Below are 18,548 nucleotides of genomic sequence, written 5' to 3'. Positions count from 1 at the left end.
GAGCGTCACGCTCACGCCATCAGTACGTCGGGCGAACTCGCGCCACGCTCGCTGGATAAGCCCTGTCAGGTCGAATCGGAAGAGTGGCTCACTCTTCATCTGTGTCCCTATCTTTGACGCTCGACCAGACCGGCCGAACTACATTCCCTTCGGCGGCGGACAAAGCTCCAGATACAAGATTTCATCGCCCTTGTTTATCATCCAGAGAATACCGTGAGCCTCCAATACCTGGAGATGTCTGATTGCTTCACTCTCCGGAACATTGATCTCTCTCAAGTGCTGCAAGAGTTTGCTTCCGGGCATATTGCCTGGAAAGTGCGGTGATATCTGACCGCCCGGTCGTTCTGCTAAACAAATTCTTGGGAAATGTTCATATAGCCAGGAGAAGAATCCAAGAGCTTCCCATTCTTTTGCTTTTCCCAGAGTCTTACCTACGAATTGGTGTCCCATCTCCGGCTGATGCCAAGAGAAGTGTTCCAAGTACTCGGGGCTGTATTCAAAACCGTCTGTCGCGTAGATTTCGCGCTGAACCGTCCTGGATCGCTGTGCCACTCTCGGTCTCCTTGAATTTGGTGGAAATATTCAGCCGAGTCGCGCTCTATAGTATAAGCCGGATCGACAGTGCCGTCCGGTAGAATGTCGCTCAAACACTAGGAATGCTATCCAATGCTCGTGGCTGCGCTCAAGGGTGATCGCGTTGAAGCTGACATTGCTGAGCGCGGCTTGGAGTACCTGTGCCCCGAGTGTAAGGGGCCTGTGATCCTGAAGCGCGGTCGGATCAAGATTGCTCACTTCGCTCACAAGCCGCCAACGGATTGCACGTGGGCGAAAGGCGAGACACTGGCACACCTGGAATCGAAAAAGCTGTTCCGGGACTCCTTCGTATCGCGAGGCTTGCGGGCGGAAGTCGAGTTCCTAGTTCCATCGCTGCCGAACGATCGGCGCGCCGATGTATTGGTGTGGTCGCCAATGGGTCAGCAGGCGGCAATTGAGCTGCAGCACACCAGCATTCAGCCAGAGGTAATCGAAAAACGCGCATTCTCTTATGCACGTGAGGGTATCGCTCAAGCATGGATTCCGTTCCTGTCGCCGAAGGCCATGGTGCAAGCCGAAACAGGAAAGGGCAGCGGCGGTCTTTTCATTGAAAGGTATTCGGCCCGGCCATTCGAGCGATGGGCGCACGCCTTCCACTTCGGACGACTGTGGTTCTATAACCCCACGCAAAAGGTTCTATGGCGCGGCCATTTCGACGATCATCAGATTTGGGTCGATCACTCAGACTGGTACAGTTCGGACGGAGAGGAAATGTCGGCGGGCGGCTATTCCCGCATCTCCAAGCGGTGGAAGGAATTGACCTTGTGGGGTCCGTACTCCGTCGATCAAGTCAAGATCAAAATCAGGCAGCGCAAGGCGTGGCAGACGGATCGATACCGAATACCGGCGGGACGTGTCGCCCACTTTGTGACCGAGGACGAGCCGGATTCGTAGCTGTAGCAGCATGAAGGCTTGGCACGATAGGTCTTGGAAAGCCAAAAGCCCCTCGCAGCTACGAATAGGGTCTTACCCTGCTATCACGGACATCTGACAAGAGGTCGACAATGGCCGGAGCGGTAAGGTGTGATGACAAGAAGAAACCATTCGAGAGAGTTCAAGGTCGAGGCCGTGAGCAGGGCCAAGTCCGACTGACTCCGGTATTCGGTGCACAACCTCCCGCACCGACGAGGACCTGAAAGCGGAGCGCAGGGACACAGCATTCAGAAGGTGAATGTCCCGCCTCACACAGGAGGAGATAGCCGAGCCCATCGGGTAAGACCAAGGCGCCGCGCTTCAGCCCCAAGTCTGTTCGTTTACCTAACGCTAATACGCTGTGTTCGGGCGCCTGCCCGGCCTGGCAGCCGGGCACCGCGCTACTCGCCAGGCTCCTGGGCTGTTCGGAGCCTGGCCCAAGAGCCTAGCTCCCGGAGCTATTTCCACCGCCCACCGGAACGCGCTAAGCCGGGGCCGGTCTTGTTCAAGCCCGTCGCCGGCAAGTGCGGTGCCCGGGCGTCCGCCGGTTTGTCTCCGCCCATCCAGGTAACGCTCGACGCGGCCGGGCCGGGGCCCGCCCGCTCTGGCGCACACACAAGGACGCCGCCCCGTCCGGGGCGGCGGCTTTCCGGTTTAGGTCCACCGCGGCGCGGCACCGGAACGGGGCCACGGGACACAGCTATTCGGGCATCAACGTCCTGGTGCTCTGGGGCGCGGTCTTCGAGCACGGGTTCCCCTCGCAGGCGTGGCTTTCCTACAAGCAGGCAGCGCAGCTCGGCGGCCCGGTGCTCAGGGGCGAGCGCGGAACGACGGTGTTCTATGCGGACAACTTCGTGCCCAAAGACGAGCGCAATCCCGACCAGCTCCGCCGAACGCCGCTACCATCGCGTCAGCGGAAGCGATATTAGGCCAAGGACTCTCATTGTTGGTGAGGGACTGAAGGGGAGCAGGTCAGCTGCAGTAGCAGTTCACGACGCCGCGCAGCGGCCGGGGGCTCAAAGCGTCGAATGGTGGCGGCTGAGGATCTGCTCGCCGAAGAGGCTCTCGACCAGCTCCACCACCAGGGCCGCGGTCCGGTTCTGATGGTCGTAGGCCGGGTTCAGCTCCATGATGTCCAGGGAGCGCATCAGGCCGGAGTCGTAGATCATCTCCATGCAGAGCTGGGCCTCGCGGTAGGTCGGCCCGCCCGGCACCGTGGTGCCGACGCCGGGCGCGATCGCGGGGTCCAGGAAGTCGACGTCGAAGCTGACGTGCAGGTGGCCGCCGATGGCGGCGATGCGCTCAAGGACCCGGTCCATGGTCTTGCGCATGCCGTTCTCGTCGATGCGCCGCATGTCGTGGACCTCCAGGCCGCTCTCCACGACCATTTGCTTCTCGACGTGGTCGACGGAGCGGATGCCGAGCTGGAAGATCCGCGCCGGATCGAGCATGGGCGTCGCCTGGCCCAGGGCGGTCAGGGACTCCGGCCCCTGGCCCGCGACGACGGCGACCGGCATGCCGTGGATGTTGCCCGAGGGCGAGGTCTGCGGCGTGTTGAAGTCGGCGTGGGCGTCCAGCCAAAGGACCGAGAGCGGCGTCTCCCGCGCGGCGCAGTGCCCGGCGATCGCGGCGATGGACCCGATCGCGAGGCAGTGGTCCCCGCCCAGCAGCACGGGAAACAGGCCTTCGTCGAGGGCCGCGGAGAGGGCGTCGCGGACCTTTTCGCACCACGCGGTCACCTCCGCCAGGTGCCGGTAGCCCGCGACCGGCGCGGCATCCGGGTTCGGCGGCCCGGCGAGGTTGCCCCGATCGACCACCTCGTAGCCGAGGGTCTGCAGGGCGCGGCCGAGCCCGGCGACGCGCAGGGCTTCCGGGCCCATGGACCCGCCCCGGTGCCCCGCGCCGATGTCGGTCGGCGCCCCGATCAGGGCGATCGTCGGACCCATTCTCGTGTCCTCGTTCATGCCTACCTGCCCTCGCTCACGCAATCCCGCCCACGCAATCCTGGGGTCACAGAGTGGTCCAAACGCCAGGAATTGCAACCGCGCCCGGCGGCACGCGCCGCGTCACAGGACGCGGGCGAAGTATTCTTCCGCGAAATCCACCAGCGCGCGCGTCGAGAAGAGCAGGGCGTCGGCGTTTCCTATGCGACCGCGGCGAAGCGATCCGGTCTCGCAGAAGCGAGCGCCGACGATCGGGAAGTGAACGCCGTTGTCGGTCGCCATGTCGGGCATCTCCACCCAGGTCCGCAGGCCGTCGCGCAGGATCGGGAAGCGGCTGATCGTCGTCCGCCGCTTGGGCACCAAGGATTCGGCATAGTGCAGCGAGGTGCAGCGGTCGAAGCCGACACCCAGCAGCAGGGTACGGGCGTCGAGACGGTAGAGCTTCTCGAAGGGTGTGCCCTCGCCCTCGCAGAACGCCAGCGCGTGATCCCTGGTGATCTCCTTCGCGTGCCGGCCCCTGGCGCAGACCGACACCATCGGGTGCCGGCTGCGCAGGGTCCCGGGAAAGGTCCTGAAGGCCTCCGGGATCGCGCCCATGGTCGTCGGCGTGGTCAGCGGGTCGAAGACCGGCAGATGCGCCCGGATGACGTCATGCCACTCGGGCTTCACCCTGTCGTCGCTCCAGGTGCTCGGATCGGAAACCTGGGGCGACTCGGCCGGCATGACCAGGGTTCCCTCTTTGCCGATCACCTCCAGGAGGGCCCGTATCACCGTGACGGGACCGCCGACCGTCCAGCCCACCCGGCCCAGGGAGGAATGCACCATCACGATCGTTCCGGGTTCGAGTCCCAGGTCGGACAGCTCGCGGCGCAGGGAGTCTTGGGTGTTGGGCAAAGGCATCGGCGCTTACCAAGGTGAGTTGGATGATCCGCCAAAACGGGCGACGCGCCTTCGAGGCCCCGAAGCCGCGCCGCTACATCGACCATCTCGTTGCCGACCTGAACACGCAAGACTGATCTGTGGTGGATCTCTCCCGGCCGGCGAGCTCCGGCCTTGCGCCCGCCCGCGGACGCGGCGTTCCCGTGTGCTCTTAGCCACACCCGGGGCGCGCGGGGTGGTGCAAACTCCGGGAAATGCAACCGCGCCTTTCACCCGAGACCGGGCGGCGCGGGCCGGTCCTTCCGGGCAGTGCGGCGCATTCGGTGCGCCGGACGGCCGGGCGACGATGAGGAAGGAGAGCCAGCGCCATGACACGACTCACCCTCTACGACGGCACCGCGGCCGTCGACATCCGCGTCGCGACCGGCGAAGACCCCGAGGTTCTGCCCCAGGCCGAGCGGCTGCGCGACGACCTCAACGCCTTCGTCGCGACGGGCGATCCCTTCAACGTCGTGATCACGGATTCCACCGCCGGGGACCACATCCGAGTCGAGATCGAGCAGAACTGGGCCACCGGCGACGCGGACTGGGAGCTTTTCACCGCCGCGGACGGCGTCCTCTACGTCCGGGCCCGCTCGGCGTTGTGGCTGACCCGGGCCGTGGCGCGCCTGTCCTGGAGCCTGGGCAAGAGGATGTGGCTGCCCAACAGCGCCTTCCTCGTGCAGCCCACCTACCCCACGATCTCCGTCGAGCTCGACATCGCGAAGGCGCACGACGTGCAGGACACGGGGGCCTTCGGGACCGCCGGGGGTTTCCTGGAGGGGTCCCTGAAGACCGACTTCCCCGAGTGGCAGCGGGTCAACATGGTCGGCCCGGTGCCGGCCGTGATTTCCTCGCACGTCTGGCAGGGGGCCGTACTCGAACTCAGCACGACCCCCGAAGGCAATCCGGAATGGAACAGCACAGACCATTACGTCGACGACGGGAAGCGCCTGCAGGTCTATCTGCAGGACGAGAACGGCAGCTACGTCGTCTGCGAGCGCTTCGCCGAGTGGCTGAAGCAGGACATGATCGACAGGGGCCGGGACAACGTCTCCGTGTCCACGACGGACGGGACCAAGGGCTGGGAGCACGTGGTCGGGTTCGGGCGCGACGACGGCGACCCGACGACCTACAACGAGACCGAGATCAACCTCTTCCTGGCCAAGAAGGTCGCCGAGTCCTTCGCGGCCGACGCGGACCAAGCCGTCCGAGACGCGCAGATCAGCATGCTGGCCTACGGCTCGACCAGCTATCCGGGAGCCCCCGGCAAGCTGGATCCGGAGGGCCATGGCATTTTCCTGCCGGCGGGCCTGCACGTCGTCGTCACCAAGGGCTTCTTCCAGGGCACCGAGGACTGGAACAGCGTGCACGACAGCTACCGCACGCTCGTGGCCTCCGGCAACGTCCACCAGTTCTCCGGCTACTGGTACATGAGCGTCTGGCAGGGCAGCAGGGACCGGCCGGGCGCGGCGGCGGTCTCCCGGGAGGACGTGCTCGCCGACTGGTGGGCCAACGACGCGCCCCGGATCACGGAAAACTACCCGCTCTACGTCGGCGGCGAGCTGGGCGCCGGGCTCTGCCCGACCTTCCTGGGCGCCCTGATCTGGCAGGGCATCTGGCGGAAGCGCGGCAGCGACCTCGCCGGCCTGGCGCGCGACGTGGTAACCAACTTCCTGGACACCTGCTTCCCGACCGGCGCGGTCCGTTCGGCCATGGAAGGCTTCACGGCGCGGGCGCTCTGGATCCGCAGCGGCAGCTTCGCCCCGCTGCTCACCGAGGACCTGCTCCACCGGATGTACGGCGACCTGGTCAGCGCGCTCGACGCCAACCCCACCGCCGAGGAGCGGGCGCGGCTCAACGCCTTCGTGAAGTACACGCGCTTCCTGGAGCTCTACCGGGCGGTCCTGGCCGCCGAGGTCGAGACCGCGGCCGGGCTCGACGTCTACGACGAGTTCAGGGCGTTCCTCTATCACATCCGCTACGAGGGGCTGGTCACCTACCACTTCTGGACCTGGCTCGACCCCTTCGGCGCCGACCGCGATCTCGAGGACCGCTACGGCGGCCACCCGCTGGGCTCGGTCCAGCTGGAGAAGCCCTGGGGGCAGGTCCCGAGCACCTGGCAGAGCGGCGGGGCCTACTTCCCGGATTTCAGCGACGCCGGGCTGTACGCGCTCTGCGTCGCGGGGCTGACCAACAACAATCCCTACACCTTCACGGTCGTCGGCTACCCGGACGACCCCTTCGACGGGCTGGTCGCGCCCCAGCCGGCGGCGGCGGCCGAGGAGCCAAACCGACCGCTTGGCCAAGCCTGGTACGACCGCAGCGACGCGGTCACGCTGTGGGTCAAGACGACGGCCGGCCAGACCTCGCTGGACTGGTGGTTCAAGCCCTGGGTCACGGGGTCGCCCGGCGCCGATCAGACGGTCGAGGTCGTCGACGGGTCGGAGACCGTGGTCGACAGCCGCACCTTCACCGCAGCCCAGGACAGTCAGGTCTGGACCAACTGGGTCGCGACCGGCTTGCAGGAGAACACCGTCTACCAGCTGCGGATCAAGGACCCGCGCAAGCAGGGCGTGTGGCTCTGCTGGTGGCGCGACGGTGACCCGGGGGGCGCCTCGAACGAGATCTCGGGGACCTATCTGGTGAGCTTCCGGGTGCTCCCGGCGGAGACCCAGGCGGTGCTGACCGGATCCCCGAAGTGGTACTTCTACGTGCCGGCGGGCGCGACCGAAGTGGGCGGCGTCTGGTCGAAGATGGAGGGCGAGATCAGGGATGCCACCGGGACCACGATCCTCGACAAGGACCCGAACGATCAAAACTCGGACCTGGAGGCTTTCCACCTCCGGACTCTGACCGCGAACCAACTGGACACGGTGATGCGCGGGGTCAACGTCGGGGGCGATTTGACCCTCATGACCCTGCCCCCCTACCTCGCCCTGCATCCCGACGAGCTGATCGTCCCGCCGAGCGCGGTGTAGAGCATGGTCGTGTCGCACCGACGCGGCGTGACACGTGAATCATGCTCTAACGTGCTAAAATCGATCGAGATTCACGGTTCAGATTGGTTCGGTCTGAACCGATCTTGATCGAGCGGGTTGTCGCGGAGCTTCGTGCGGGCAGCTTCGCCTCTCGACGGGGCGCACCTCGGTCCGGCAAGCTCGGGACATGGCACACCTTACCACTGCCGGCAAAGACGTCGGCCTGGACATGAGGCGCGCGGTCGCGCGCTCCGGTGCCCTCGCGGCCGCGGTCCTCGCGGCGCCGCTGGCGCTGTCCGGCGCGCCCCGGGCGGAGGAGCAAGCGGTCGTCGAGTCCTTCTGGGGCGTCGACCTGCTGGGGCAGGGGCCGCACTACCTGGACCTCGGCGTCGGGGTCTTCGACGTCTTCGAGCGCAAGTCCGACTCCAAGCGCTCGGCCGCCGCGCGTGTCGAGTTCAGGCTCGGCGACAAGCTCTACGGACTCGGCCCGGCGGTCGGCGCCCTGGCCAACACGGACCGCGGCGCCTATGGCTACGTCGGCCTCTACGCCGACTTCAAGTACGGCGATCTCGTGGTCACGCCCCTGGCCGGCCTGGGCGCCTACCACCAGGCCGACAGCAGCGACCTCGGCGGGGTGTTCCAGTTCCGCCTCGCGCTGGGCCTCACCTACCAGTTCGAGGACGGCTCGCGCCTGGGGCTCACCCTCGGCCACATCTCCAACGCCCAGATCCACGACGAAAACCCGGGGGAGGACGAGGTCCACGTCAACTTCGCGCTGCCGTTCTGAGGGTCTTCGCTGGGGGGTGAAGGCGGTTCCAAACCCGGGCTATGAGAACGGCCGTTCCGCCGTTCTGCCGCCATCCGTCCCGGCGGCGCGGTCGGGGTCAGCCGGGGGGCGAGTCGGGTTCGGAGAGGCCGAGGCCCTTGAACATCTCCCGGGAGCGGGAGAGGTGGCGCTTCGCCGCCTCCTCCTCGGCGGCGCCCTCGGAGAGCAGGCGGCCGAGGGCCCGGTGGCACTGGGCGGCCAGGGGCGCCATGCCCAGGTCCTCGGCGCGCGCCAGGGCGTTCTCGTAGCACTGCCGGGCGTCGCCGCTGCCGCTGCCGGGGGTGCGCGCGGCGATCCCGCCGAGCACGAAGAAGCCGTAGGCCTCGTGGCCGCGCTCCTGGCGGCTGCGGGCGACCTCGAGCGCCTGCTGCAGGCGCTTCGAGGCCTCCTCGAGCCGCCCGGCGCGCAGGTAGGCGTTGGCCAGCTGCATGCCGACCAGGGACTTGAAGAGGCCGAGGCCCATGCGCGCGTAGCGCCGGTTGGCCTCTTCCAGAAGCTCGAGGCCGCGCTCGACCTGGCCGCTCTCGACGCAGGCATGCCCCAAGAAGCCCAGGGTGAAGGGCGAGAGGTAGGCGAGGCTCCAGGTCTCGATCAGCCCGAGCGCCCGCTCGAGCGCCCGGATCGCCTCCTTGTGGTCGGCGCGGACGATCTCGAGGTAGCCGACGTCGTAGTAGATGTGCGCCTTGTTGAAGGGATTGCCGACCTCCTCGGCGAGCGCGATGGCGCGTTCCGCGTGGTCCTCCGCGCGGCCAAACTCGCCGCGCTCGCCGTAGGACCAGACCAGCCAGGAGCGCGAGATGATCGAGGGCGCGAAGGGCAGCCCGCACTTCTCCTTGGCGCGCTGGCCGGGCAGGGCCTCGACGACCCGCTCGAAGTAGGCCTCCGCGGTGCGGCACTCGCCGGAGGTGACGTAGGCGCAGCCGAGATAGAAGTTGGCCGCCATCTCCAGGGCCAGGGCATCGGCGCGCTCGCCGATCTCGCGGCCCCGCTCGACCGCCGCCTTGGCATGGTCCGACTGCCCGAGCTGCCAGAGGCTGGCGCCGCGGTAGACCGAGACCCAGCCCAGGCGGACCTCGTCGCCGAGGGCCTTGGACAGGCGCTCGGCCTGGTCGAGGTGGCTCAGGATCTCCTCGAAGCCGCCGACCGCCCAGAGCGCGTTGCGCAGCTCGAAGTGGAGGTCGATCACCCGGCCCGTGAGCTCCGGCGAATCCGGCAGCTGCTTCGAGGCGACCAGGGCCTGCTTGAACTGCCCGATCGCCTCGCGCAGGGCCGAGCGGCCGATGGCGTCCTCGCCGGCCCGCTTGTAGGCCTCGAAGGCGCGCCGCCAATCCTCCGCCTGCAGGGCGTGGTGGGCGACGAGGTCGACGTGCGCCCGCTTGCCCTCGGCCGAGCGGGCCTCGAGCGCGGCGACGATGCGGCCGTGCAGCTCCTTGCGCCGGCTCATCAGCAGGGTGGCGTAGGCGGCGTCCTGAACCAGGGCGTGCTTGAAGGCGTAGCGCGCGTCGGGCGGCTGGCCGCGGCGGATGACCAGGCCGGACTCCACCAGGCGCTCGAGCGGGCCCTCGATCGCGACCCCGGCCTCCCCGGCCAGGGCGGCGAGCAGCCCGTGGTCGAACTCGCGGCCGATCACCGAGCCGATCTGGGCGACCGCCTTGGCCTCGCCCAGGCGGTCGAGGCGCGCGACCAGGGAGGTCTGCAGGGTCGTCGGCACCAGCTCGACGCCGCCCGTGGCGCCGTCTTCCGTCTCGACCATGGTGCGGGTCAGCTCCTCGACGTAGAGCGGCACGCCCTCGGCGCGCCGGACGATCGCTTCCAGAGTCGAATCCTGGAGCTGGGAGCCGCCGATCGAGCGCGCGATCTCGGTCGCCTGGCGGCGGCCGATCCGGCCCAGGGTGATCGGGGTGAGGTGGGCCCGGTCGGGCCAGCCGCCGTCGTCTTCGGTGCGCACCGTGACGACCAGCAGGACCGGCCGGTCGCCGATGGCGTTGATCAGCTCGCCGACGTAGTCGAGCATCGAGGGGTCGGCCCAGTGCGCGTCCTCGACCACGACCAGGACCGGATGCCGGCTGGCGGGCGAGATGACCTGCTCGACCAGGCAGGCGATGGTGCTCTGCCGCAGCTGCTGCGGCGGCATCTCCAGCGCCGGGTAGGCCGGCTCCGCCGGGACCCGCAGCAGCGAGGCCATGATCGGCACCGCGCGCCCCAGGTCCTCCGAGGCCAGGCCGGCCAGGGCCTCGAGCTTGCCGATCCTGGCCTCGGCCGGCTCGTCCTCCGTGATCCCGGCGGCCTGCCGGATCTGCTCGATCACCGGATGGAAGGCGCTGTTGCTGTGATGCTGGCTGCACTGGTAGCGGAAGCTGAAGCTCGGCTGGTCGGCGATCTTGCGCCGGAACTCCTGGACCAGCCGCGACTTGCCGATGCCCGCCTCGCCGAAGAGCACCACGACCTGGCCCTCGCCGTCCTTGGCGCGCTGCCAGCGCTCCTCGAGCAGCCCGAGCTCGTGATTGCGCCCGACCAGGCGGACCAGACCGCGCCCGCGCACCGCCTCGAAGCGGGTCTCGGCCCGCCCCTCGCCGAGGACGCGCCAGGCCTCGACCGCCTCGTCGAAGCCCTTGAGCTCGCGGCGGCCGAGGGACTCCAGCTCGAAGGCGTCGCCCAGGAGCCGGCGGGTCGTCGGCCCGATCACCACCTCGAAGGGCGCGGCCAGGCGCTGCAGGCGGTCGGCCAGGGCCGGCGCGGTGCCGACGACGGCCTCCTCGTCGGTGGTGATCTCGCCGACGATCGAGCCGACGACGACCTCGCCGGTGGCGATTCCGACCCGCGCCCGCAAGGGCCGCTCGGCCGGGGTCGCGATGGCCTTGACCGCGGCGAGGGCGTCGCGCGCGGCGCGGACCGCGCGCTCGGCCTCGTCCTCGTGGGCCCTCGGCCAGCCGAAGTAGGCCAGGACGCCGTCGCCCAGGAACCTGGCGACGTAGCCTTCGAAGCGGACGACGGCGGCGGTCACGGCGACCTGGAAGTTGCGCGTCAGGGTGCGCAGCTCCTCGGGGTCGACCTCGTGCGCGAGCGGCGTGGAATCGACCAGGTCGATGAACATGACGGTCAGCAGCCGGCGCTCGGCCGCGCCCTCGCCGCCGGGCCGCCGCGGCTCCGGCTCCGGGTCGCGGCCCTCCGGATCGCCGTCCTCCGCGGACTCGCGCAGCCCGGCGAGCGCCGCCAGGAGCTTGCGGCGATGACCCAGCGAGAGGCCGAGCTCCTTCAGATCGTCGTCGTCGAGGTAGCCGAGCGCCTCGAGGTCGACGTCGTTGGCCTCGAAGGCCCCGGCGTGCGCCTCCAGCCCCAGCTTCCGCAGCAGGCTTACAACCCTGTCGTCCACGACCACATTCCCCGATCGCGCAGCCGCCCGGTCCAACCCGTCATTGCCCCGAGAGTTCCGCGCCTTTTCGGCTCCGACTATAGCCGGAAACGCGACTTCGAGGAATCCCGGGCTCTGGCCGCCGCCTCGAACCACGATGGCAGGAAACAAGGCCCGGCGAGCGCCCCCGCGTCTGTGGCCATTGCCACCCGCCGAAAAGTTTCGGCAGCGCCGGCGGGCGCTCGGGCCGGCCCCGCGAGGGCGCGGCCGAAGGGCCGGCGATCCGGGGGCGACGGCAGTCCCGCACCAGGATACAAGAAGAGCACCCGTTTTGGCCCCTGCCGAAAGGGCGTAGTGCCAAGAGAGCAAGGAAAGGCCTCCGGCCGTGGGTGAACTCCGCCGCCTCTGGTCCGGCGAGCTGCCGCTCGACCGGGCGTTCTGGACCTATGCCGTGGCCGGCGGGCTGCTCGTCAACCTCGCGACCAGCCTGCTGTTCCTGGCTCTGGTAATGGCGGATCGGCCGCTCGCGGCCCTGGCCGTGGGCTACGGCCTCTCCCTGCCCTACAACCTCCTGGCGGTGGTCGGGGTCTGGCGCGCCGCCGACCGACACGACGGCGACCGGGGCCGGGCCGAGCGGTTGCGCCTCGCGGCGCTGGTCTGGGTCGTCCTGCTGAGCCTGACTTAGGGATGGCCGGCGGAGATCGGAGAGCCACCCCCACCCCGACCCGCGCGCAGCGCCGCGCGTACGCGCCCCGTCGAGGGGGAGGGAGGCGGGCGGGGGCGCCGCCCACTTCGAGCGCCCCCTCGCCGGGATGCGTCTGCGCGGCGGGTGATTTCTCGGGCCGAGCGGCCTATCCTCGGGGCGGGACGAAGCTGGAGGCGACATGGTCGAGGGCGAAGTGGCTGCGGGCAAGGCGGACCTGATCATCCGGAACGCGCGGCTGATCGACGGCAGCGGGGCGCCGTCGCGGCGCGGCGACCTGGCGGTGGCGGACGACCGGATCCTTGCGCTGGGCGAGCTGGACGGCCTCGAAGCCGCGCGCGAGGTCGAGGCCGGCGGCAAGGCCCTGGCGCCCGGCTTCATCGACGCCCACACCCACGACGACCGGGCGGTGCTGGCCGATCCCCTGATGACCTGCAAGGTCAGCCAGGGCGTGACCACGGTGGTGGCCGGGAACTGTGGGGTGAGCCTCGCGCCGCTGACCACCGCGCGGCGGCCGCCGGCACCCATGGACCTGGTCTGCGACGCGCCGGAGGGCTTCTTCGCCGACTTCGCCGGCTACCTCGAGGCCCTGGACCAAGAGCCGCCGGCGGTCAACCTCGCCGCCCAGGTCGGCCACGCGACCCTGCGGGTCGGCGCCATGGACGACCTGGCGCGGCCCGCGACCGCGGCCGAGGCCAAGGCCATGCGCGCCGCCCTGGAGGAGTCGCTCGAGGCCGGCGCGATCGGCTTCTCGACCGGCCTCTTCTATCCGCCGGCCGCGGCCGCGCCGACCGAGGAGGTGATCGAGATCGCCCGGGGCCTCGCGGCCTTCGGCGCCCTGCATTCCACCCACATGCGCGACGAGGGCGACCGCGTGCTCGACTCCCTGGAGGAGAGCTTCCGGATCGGCCGGGAGGCCGGGGCGCCGGTCGTGATCTCGCACCACAAGTGCACCGGGCGGCAGAACTTCGGCCGCTCGAGCGAGACCCTGGCGCGGATCGAGGCGGCGCGGCGGGACCAGCCGGTCGGGCTCGACGTCTATCCCTACGTCGCCGGCTCGACCATGCTGGCCTCGGGCCGGGCGCTCAACGCCGAGCGGGTCATCGTCACCTGGTCGCAGACCCGCCCGGAGGTCGCCGGGCGCGACCTGGACGAGATCGCCGCCGAAATGGGGCTGGAGCGCGACGCGGCGGTCGAGGCACTGTCGCCGGCGGGCGGGATCTTCTTCGTCATGGACGAGGCCGACGTGCAGCGGATCCTCGCCTATCCCCATGCCATGATCGGCTCCGACGGCCTGCCCCACGACGTCCACCCCCACCCGCGGCTCTGGGGCACCTTCCCGCGGGTGCTGGGGCACTACGCCCGCGAGCTCGGCCTCTTCCCCCTGGAGGAGGCGGTGCGCAAGATGACCGGACTGACCGCCGCGCAGTTCGGCCTCAAGGACCGCGGGCTGCTGCGCGCGGGTGCCTTCGCCGACCTCGTACTCTTCGACCCGGAGACGGTGATCGACAGCGCGACCTTCGACGAGCCGAAGCGGCCGGCCGCCGGGATCGAGCTGGTCATGGTCAACGGCCGCACGGTCTGGCGGGACGGCGCCCACAGCGGCGACCGGCCGGGCCGCGCCCTGCGCCGCCAGGGCCAGGACCCGCCGCGGGCGGCGGCGGAATAGGGCCGCGCCGCCGCAAGCTCCGCTCTCGCCGGGCCAGAATGGCGGTCGAGGGCGAATCCGACTCTCACCCGGCAAGCTGCCAGGAAGGCAACATAGCGGCCGCGTCGCAGGGCTTTTGCAAGGGTCTCAGCCAACACGTTTCGTAAGGCGTCGTGCCAAGAAGGCACGACGTTCTCTTGCGGCACGGGCGTCGCCCCTTGGCGAAACCTATTGATCACGCTCAAGTCGGCGACAGGTTCGTTTTGGCCCCGGCTTGGATCCCCCGGGCTCGAGCGGACCGCTCTGCCCCAGACTCCGGACATGCAGGGTAGCAGTCGGTGACAGGGAAGCGTGTCCCGATCCGGAGGAAACCGATGCAGGTTGATGGAGCAACGTCTGCTACTGTGCCAAGCTCTGACCGGGCACGGCTGCCCGCTGGTATTATCTATGCTGTGGCCCAACCGGCGCGTTTCACAGAAATTGCATAGCCATCGGCCTGCCCTATCTCGAGGGCGTCCGATGGGGCAGTGAATGCAGGTCTTGGCCACCCAGGCGGGCAAGACGACACCTGCGCCAATGATCGGTCCGAAGATGTTATTCGGAGTCTCTTGCACACCTTAACATTAATACTGGTGGCAAGAAGGTCACCCGGGCGAGCTGACTAAGCCATCGCGCATTCGCTTAGGGCCTGATCGAATATCGCCACGGCCCGGTCGATCTCGTCTCGGGTCACCGTCAACGGCGGCGCCAGTCGGAACACACCGGCCATGGAGCGTCGGCCGATGTTGAGGCAGGCCCCGAGTTCGAGGCAGCGCTGGCTCACGGCCACCCCGACCTCCGGCGTCGGCGTCTTGGTTTGGCGATCGGCCACCAGTTCGACACCAAGCAGCAGGCCGCGCCCTCGGATATCGCCGATGATCGGGTGTCGTTGCTGCAGGTCGTGAAGCTGGGAACTCAGGTATACGCCGAGATCGCGAGCGCGGTCTGCCAATCGGTCACGCATGACGATCTCCACCACCTTGCGTCCGACCGCCGCCGGCAGCGGATCGGCAGCGTGAGTCGTGTAGAAGAGGAAGCCCTTATCATGGCAGTCCTGCTCGATCGCCGTCGAGGTAATCGTTGCCGAGAGGGCCAAACCGGCGCCCAGGGTCTTCGAGAGGGTGAGGATATCTGGAACGACGCCTTCGCGTTCGAAGGCGAAACTGTTGCCGGTCCGCCCCATGCCGGTTTGGGCTTCGTCAAGGATCAACAGCATCCCCCGCTCGCGTGCTTTTTCTTGCAGCGCGGTCAAGTAGCCGTCCGGGAGTTCGATGATGCCGCCCGCACTCAGGATCGGCTCGACGATAATCGCCGCCAACTGGCCGGTGCTCTGGCGGTCGATCATGTCCCAGCCGAATTCGAACTCCGTGCGCCAGTCGTAGTCGCCATCGCGATTGAAAGGCGAGCGGTATGCGTGGGGTGTCGGCAGGGTCAAAACCCCCGGAAGGGTTGGGCCATGGCCGCGGCGGCCACCGGAATAGGTCGTGGCTGCCGCACCACCCGTGACGCCGTGCCACGAACGGTCGAAGGCGACGATCTCGAAGCCACCGGTGTAGGTCTTGGCAATCCGGAGCGCCGCCTCGTTGGACTCACCGCCCGTCGAAAGCGGAAGCACCCGGTCGAGCCCTTCGGGAAGCATCTCAGCGAGCGCATCGGCAAACTCGACCACCGGATCGGACAGAAAGCCGCTGTGAAGGTGATCGAGGTTGGCGACCATGTCCTGCACGACGGCGACGATCTCGGGATGGCCATGACCGAGAATTCCGCTCATCTGGCCCGAGGTGAAATCGAGGATCTCGTGGCCATCGCGATCGTAGATGTAGGAGCCCTTGGCCCGCACAATGCACTGATCAGCAAAGTCACCGCCGTACCGGAAGACCCGGCTACGCTCGCTGTTGCTCATCGCACGTTGTCCGTCTTGATCAATCCGCGCCTAGCACTCTCCAGCCGATATTGTCTGGATATCTCCTGGTGCCTGCCACGATGATAGGTGAATGACCAAGACCGGCAACCCATTCGGCCCGGCTCTTGGCATCCAGACGGTCCTTCAGTGCTGATGGACCACGATAACCGGCGCCACCACATCCCGGTGCAAGACAACTAGGGTATCGTCCCCCAGCTTCTTCCGTAGATCAGCCTTTCACCAGGTTTTCCTGAAGGGCCGCTTGTGGCTACACCTTGCCCTCGAAGCTTAGTCCGTGGCAGGTCCGGCTTATCTCCAACTTCAGACAACAGATCCGGGGAGCACCGCATTGGCGCTGATTCCAGATGTTCGTGACCGGACGCAGCGACGAGGAAGTCTATCCATTCGCGATATCCGGAGCTGCTGGACAACCGGGCTGGGCCGTTTGAAAGATATGGGCGATCCCATCCTCGTCGAGTTCGCAAGCGTAATGGATGCGGCTCGGTCCGCCTCAAAAAGCCCAGGATGGAGTGAGATGCCACAACAAGCATGCCCTAGAAGCTCTGCGCATCGTCTATCGCGTCGGAGTCAATCTAGGCGACACCATCATCGAGGGCTAAGGCGTGAACATCGCAACGTCAGCCGGCATAAAAAGGTGCCCAAGAAACGATGCCCAAAGCCATACATTTCTGTCACCTGCACGAGCCACCGTCTTTGCTGCACGTCTTGTCTAGTCGGCGTCCAAAGTCGCAGAGCGCGTCGCATGTCTTGCAGATCGCGCGTTTCGTCTGAAAGTCCAGATAGTTACCGGCAGACTGCGTCCTGGAATTTCGGTCGCGTCGGGCTGACGTTCAAAGCCCATCAAGTGTCCTTGAGCTTCAGGACTCGATGCTCGGGCCGCCTTGATAAGGTTGTCACTGATGGCGACAACGGCATCGAGCTCCCTCGTCAATCGCTCCAAACGGCTCGCAACGTTCACGGTGTCGCCGATCACCGTGTATTCGAGACGCCGTTCGTCGCCAATATTGCCGACGACGACCTCGCCGTAGTGCACCCCGATCCCTATCTCGATTGGACCGTCGCCGCGACTCTGGCGCTTTTCGTTCCAGCGATCGATCTGCGCCACCATCTCAAGCGCGCAAGCGATCGCTCGGCTTGCGTCCGAATCGTCAGCGTGTGGCGTTCCGAACGTGGCCATGACGCTGTCGCCGGAATACTTGTCGATTGTGCCGTTATGGGCGAAGACCGCATTCGCCATGCGCCGATGGAACCCTCGAAGAAACTTAACGACACGCATTGGTGTCAGACCTTCCGAAAGCGTCGTGAACCCTACGATGTCGGCGAACAAGACGGCCACCTTCTGCTGGCGGACGGAGTCGAGATCGAGGCCCCGATTCGATGCCACGATTTCGTCAACCAGGTTAGGTGAGAAATAGCGTGCCAGGTTGGTTCGCGCACGCTCGGCCGTCGCCTGGATCGCGACCAGCTGACGTGACCGCCACACGGCCGCCGCCAGCACAATCGCGACCAGCACCAAGACGACGACCTGCTGCTCCCACTTGTTCACATCGATAAAGGCAGGGTCCAATATTGCCTCCAGACGGGCCGAAACGTCGAAATCGGGCCCGGCTGTGAGCGGGGCGAAGGGCCGTGTGCCGGGCAAAGAGACAAGAAACCAAACGCCAAGGCTCCAGGCGGCTGCGCCGGAGATGCCGCTCAGCAGCACGAGCGACGGTGAATAGCTCAGAGCATAAAATGCCAGAAGGACGAAAAAATAGACGAACCAATCGAAGCGAAGATAGATCGCCAGAGGAAAGTGTTCCTGCACCAGCGGGTTTGGCACAAACAACGCGAGTGCCAGGAAGGCCGAATCCAGGAACACCAGCGCATGGGGCAACCAGGCCCGTTCGAAGCCGGCGCGGCGCAGCAAGAGCGGCAGGAGCCCAAGGAGAATCAGCAGGACCGTCAGGACTAGGGGATAGAGGATTTCGACACTTGGCGCGAACAAGGCAAGCCACAGGGCCAACAGGGACAAGGCCGAGGTTCGAACCTTGAGCGCAAGGAGTTGGCCTTCTCGCTCGGCAGCCTTGATCGCGGTTTGGATTGCCGGGTCGGTCGATCCAGGACGCAACGGCGAATACTTGGATTGCATCCCTTTGAGGACCGAGGCAATCGAGCGCATCGCGACCACTCCCGAATTGTAAGACTTTCACGGATTTGGAGCAGCTATGAGCTACCCGGCGGGCTCGAACCGCGAAGCCTTAGAGGTCTAACGTCCTAGTCGACCATACCTCCTGCTGTCTAGTGCACACTGGACAGTTCGAGCCGGCACAGCTGGCCTGATAGCCCTGACGCCTAGCCATCCGACGTGGCAGCTCGTCTTGTGCGGGTCCAGAAGGGACTGGCGTTCGAGGTTCGATGGCAGCCGGCCCGACCGTGCCGTCCATTCGGATGCTTCGGTCGTAACGGCAGACATCAGGGCCTTGGAGGGCCGCTCTGCCTCGTTTCCGGAAGTCTGTGCTAGCAGTCGGTGCCGGGGGACCGTGCTCAGCGCCCGGGGAGCGCCACCGCTCATCGAACTGTTGACACGAATCCGGGCGGGTCGCTAGGGACGTTGCGTTGCTGGACGCGAAGAATCCTGCCTGACGGGTTGGCCCGGTGCTTTGACGGCGGAAACGCCCAGTGCCGGGCCATACCGCCACCGCAGGACCACAGCTCGATCTTTACCT

General features: G+C 67.1%; 11 protein-coding genes and 1 pseudogene. 6 read left to right on the top strand and 6 right to left on the bottom strand.

Annotation, left to right across the window (positions count from 1 at the left end; translation table 11 throughout):
• Window positions 1–138: 138 nt before the first annotated feature.
• Window positions 139–552: a hypothetical protein gene (locus QNJ30_19355; GenBank protein MDJ0945630.1), complete on the bottom strand. Its 414-nt coding sequence runs from the start codon at window positions 550–552 to the stop codon at window positions 139–141.
• 114 nt (window positions 553–666) lie between these two features.
• Between QNJ30_19355 and QNJ30_19350 the strand changes: the two genes are divergently transcribed.
• A complete protein-coding gene (locus QNJ30_19350) occupies window positions 667–1,488 on the top strand; it encodes a competence protein CoiA family protein (protein ID MDJ0945629.1) in 822 nt (273 codons plus the stop codon).
• 695 nt (window positions 1,489–2,183) lie between these two features.
• A pseudogene (locus tag QNJ30_19345) lies at window positions 2,184–2,378 on the top strand (ArdC family protein).
• A gap of 144 nt (window positions 2,379–2,522) precedes the next feature.
• Here QNJ30_19345 and rocF read toward each other — a convergent pair.
• Window positions 2,523–3,452, bottom strand: a complete 930-nt coding sequence (gene rocF, locus QNJ30_19340; protein ID MDJ0945628.1) for an arginase — start codon at window positions 3,450–3,452, stop codon at window positions 2,523–2,525.
• Window positions 3,453–3,572: 120 nt separating this feature from the next.
• Entirely contained in the window at window positions 3,573–4,349 is a 777-nt protein-coding gene (locus QNJ30_19335; protein MDJ0945627.1) for an AAC(3) family N-acetyltransferase, read from the bottom strand.
• A 347-nt stretch (window positions 4,350–4,696) separates the two neighbouring features.
• On the opposite strand from QNJ30_19335, the gene QNJ30_19330 reads away from it, so the two are divergent.
• A complete protein-coding gene (locus QNJ30_19330; GenBank protein MDJ0945626.1) occupies window positions 4,697–7,348 on the top strand; it encodes a hypothetical protein in 2,652 nt (883 codons plus the stop codon).
• Between the two features lie 187 nt (window positions 7,349–7,535).
• The gene (locus QNJ30_19325) at window positions 7,536–8,135 is read left to right on the top strand and encodes an acyloxyacyl hydrolase (GenBank protein ID MDJ0945625.1); all 600 of its coding nucleotides are present in this window, start codon (window positions 7,536–7,538) and stop codon (window positions 8,133–8,135) included.
• A gap of 97 nt (window positions 8,136–8,232) precedes the next feature.
• Here QNJ30_19325 and QNJ30_19320 read toward each other — a convergent pair whose 3' ends face one another.
• Window positions 8,233–11,547: an AAA family ATPase gene (locus tag QNJ30_19320; GenBank protein ID MDJ0945624.1), complete on the bottom strand. Its 3,315-nt coding sequence runs from the start codon at window positions 11,545–11,547 to the stop codon at window positions 8,233–8,235.
• A 364-nt stretch (window positions 11,548–11,911) separates the two neighbouring features.
• Between QNJ30_19320 and QNJ30_19315 the strand changes: the two genes are divergently transcribed.
• Both QNJ30_19315 and QNJ30_19310 read left to right on the top strand, forming a co-directional pair.
• Window positions 11,912–12,211 (top strand): hypothetical protein, encoded by a 300-nt coding sequence (locus QNJ30_19315; GenBank protein ID MDJ0945623.1) that lies wholly within the window; start codon window positions 11,912–11,914, stop codon window positions 12,209–12,211.
• A 199-nt stretch (window positions 12,212–12,410) separates the two neighbouring features.
• Window positions 12,411–13,898 carry a D-aminoacylase gene (locus tag QNJ30_19310; GenBank protein ID MDJ0945622.1) on the top strand — a complete coding sequence of 496 codons (1,488 nt, stop codon included), beginning with the start codon at window positions 12,411–12,413 and terminating at the stop codon, window positions 13,896–13,898.
• Window positions 13,899–14,538: 640 nt separating this feature from the next.
• Here QNJ30_19310 and QNJ30_19305 read toward each other — a convergent pair.
• Together QNJ30_19305 and QNJ30_19300 are read right to left on the bottom strand one after the other, a co-directional pair.
• Window positions 14,539–15,819, bottom strand: a complete 1,281-nt coding sequence (locus QNJ30_19305; GenBank protein ID MDJ0945621.1) for an aspartate aminotransferase family protein — start codon at window positions 15,817–15,819, stop codon at window positions 14,539–14,541.
• A gap of 730 nt (window positions 15,820–16,549) precedes the next feature.
• Window positions 16,550–18,001: an adenylate/guanylate cyclase domain-containing protein gene (locus QNJ30_19300; GenBank protein MDJ0945620.1), complete on the bottom strand. Its 1,452-nt coding sequence runs from the start codon at window positions 17,999–18,001 to the stop codon at window positions 16,550–16,552.
• Between the last annotated feature and the right edge of the window lie 547 nt (window positions 18,002–18,548).

It is taken from the genome of Kiloniellales bacterium, from assembly GCA_030066685.1.
In the GTDB taxonomy this organism is placed as follows: domain Bacteria; phylum Pseudomonadota; class Alphaproteobacteria; order Kiloniellales; family JAKSBE01; genus JAKSBE01.
This window is presented reverse-complemented; position numbering and strand designations above follow the sequence as displayed.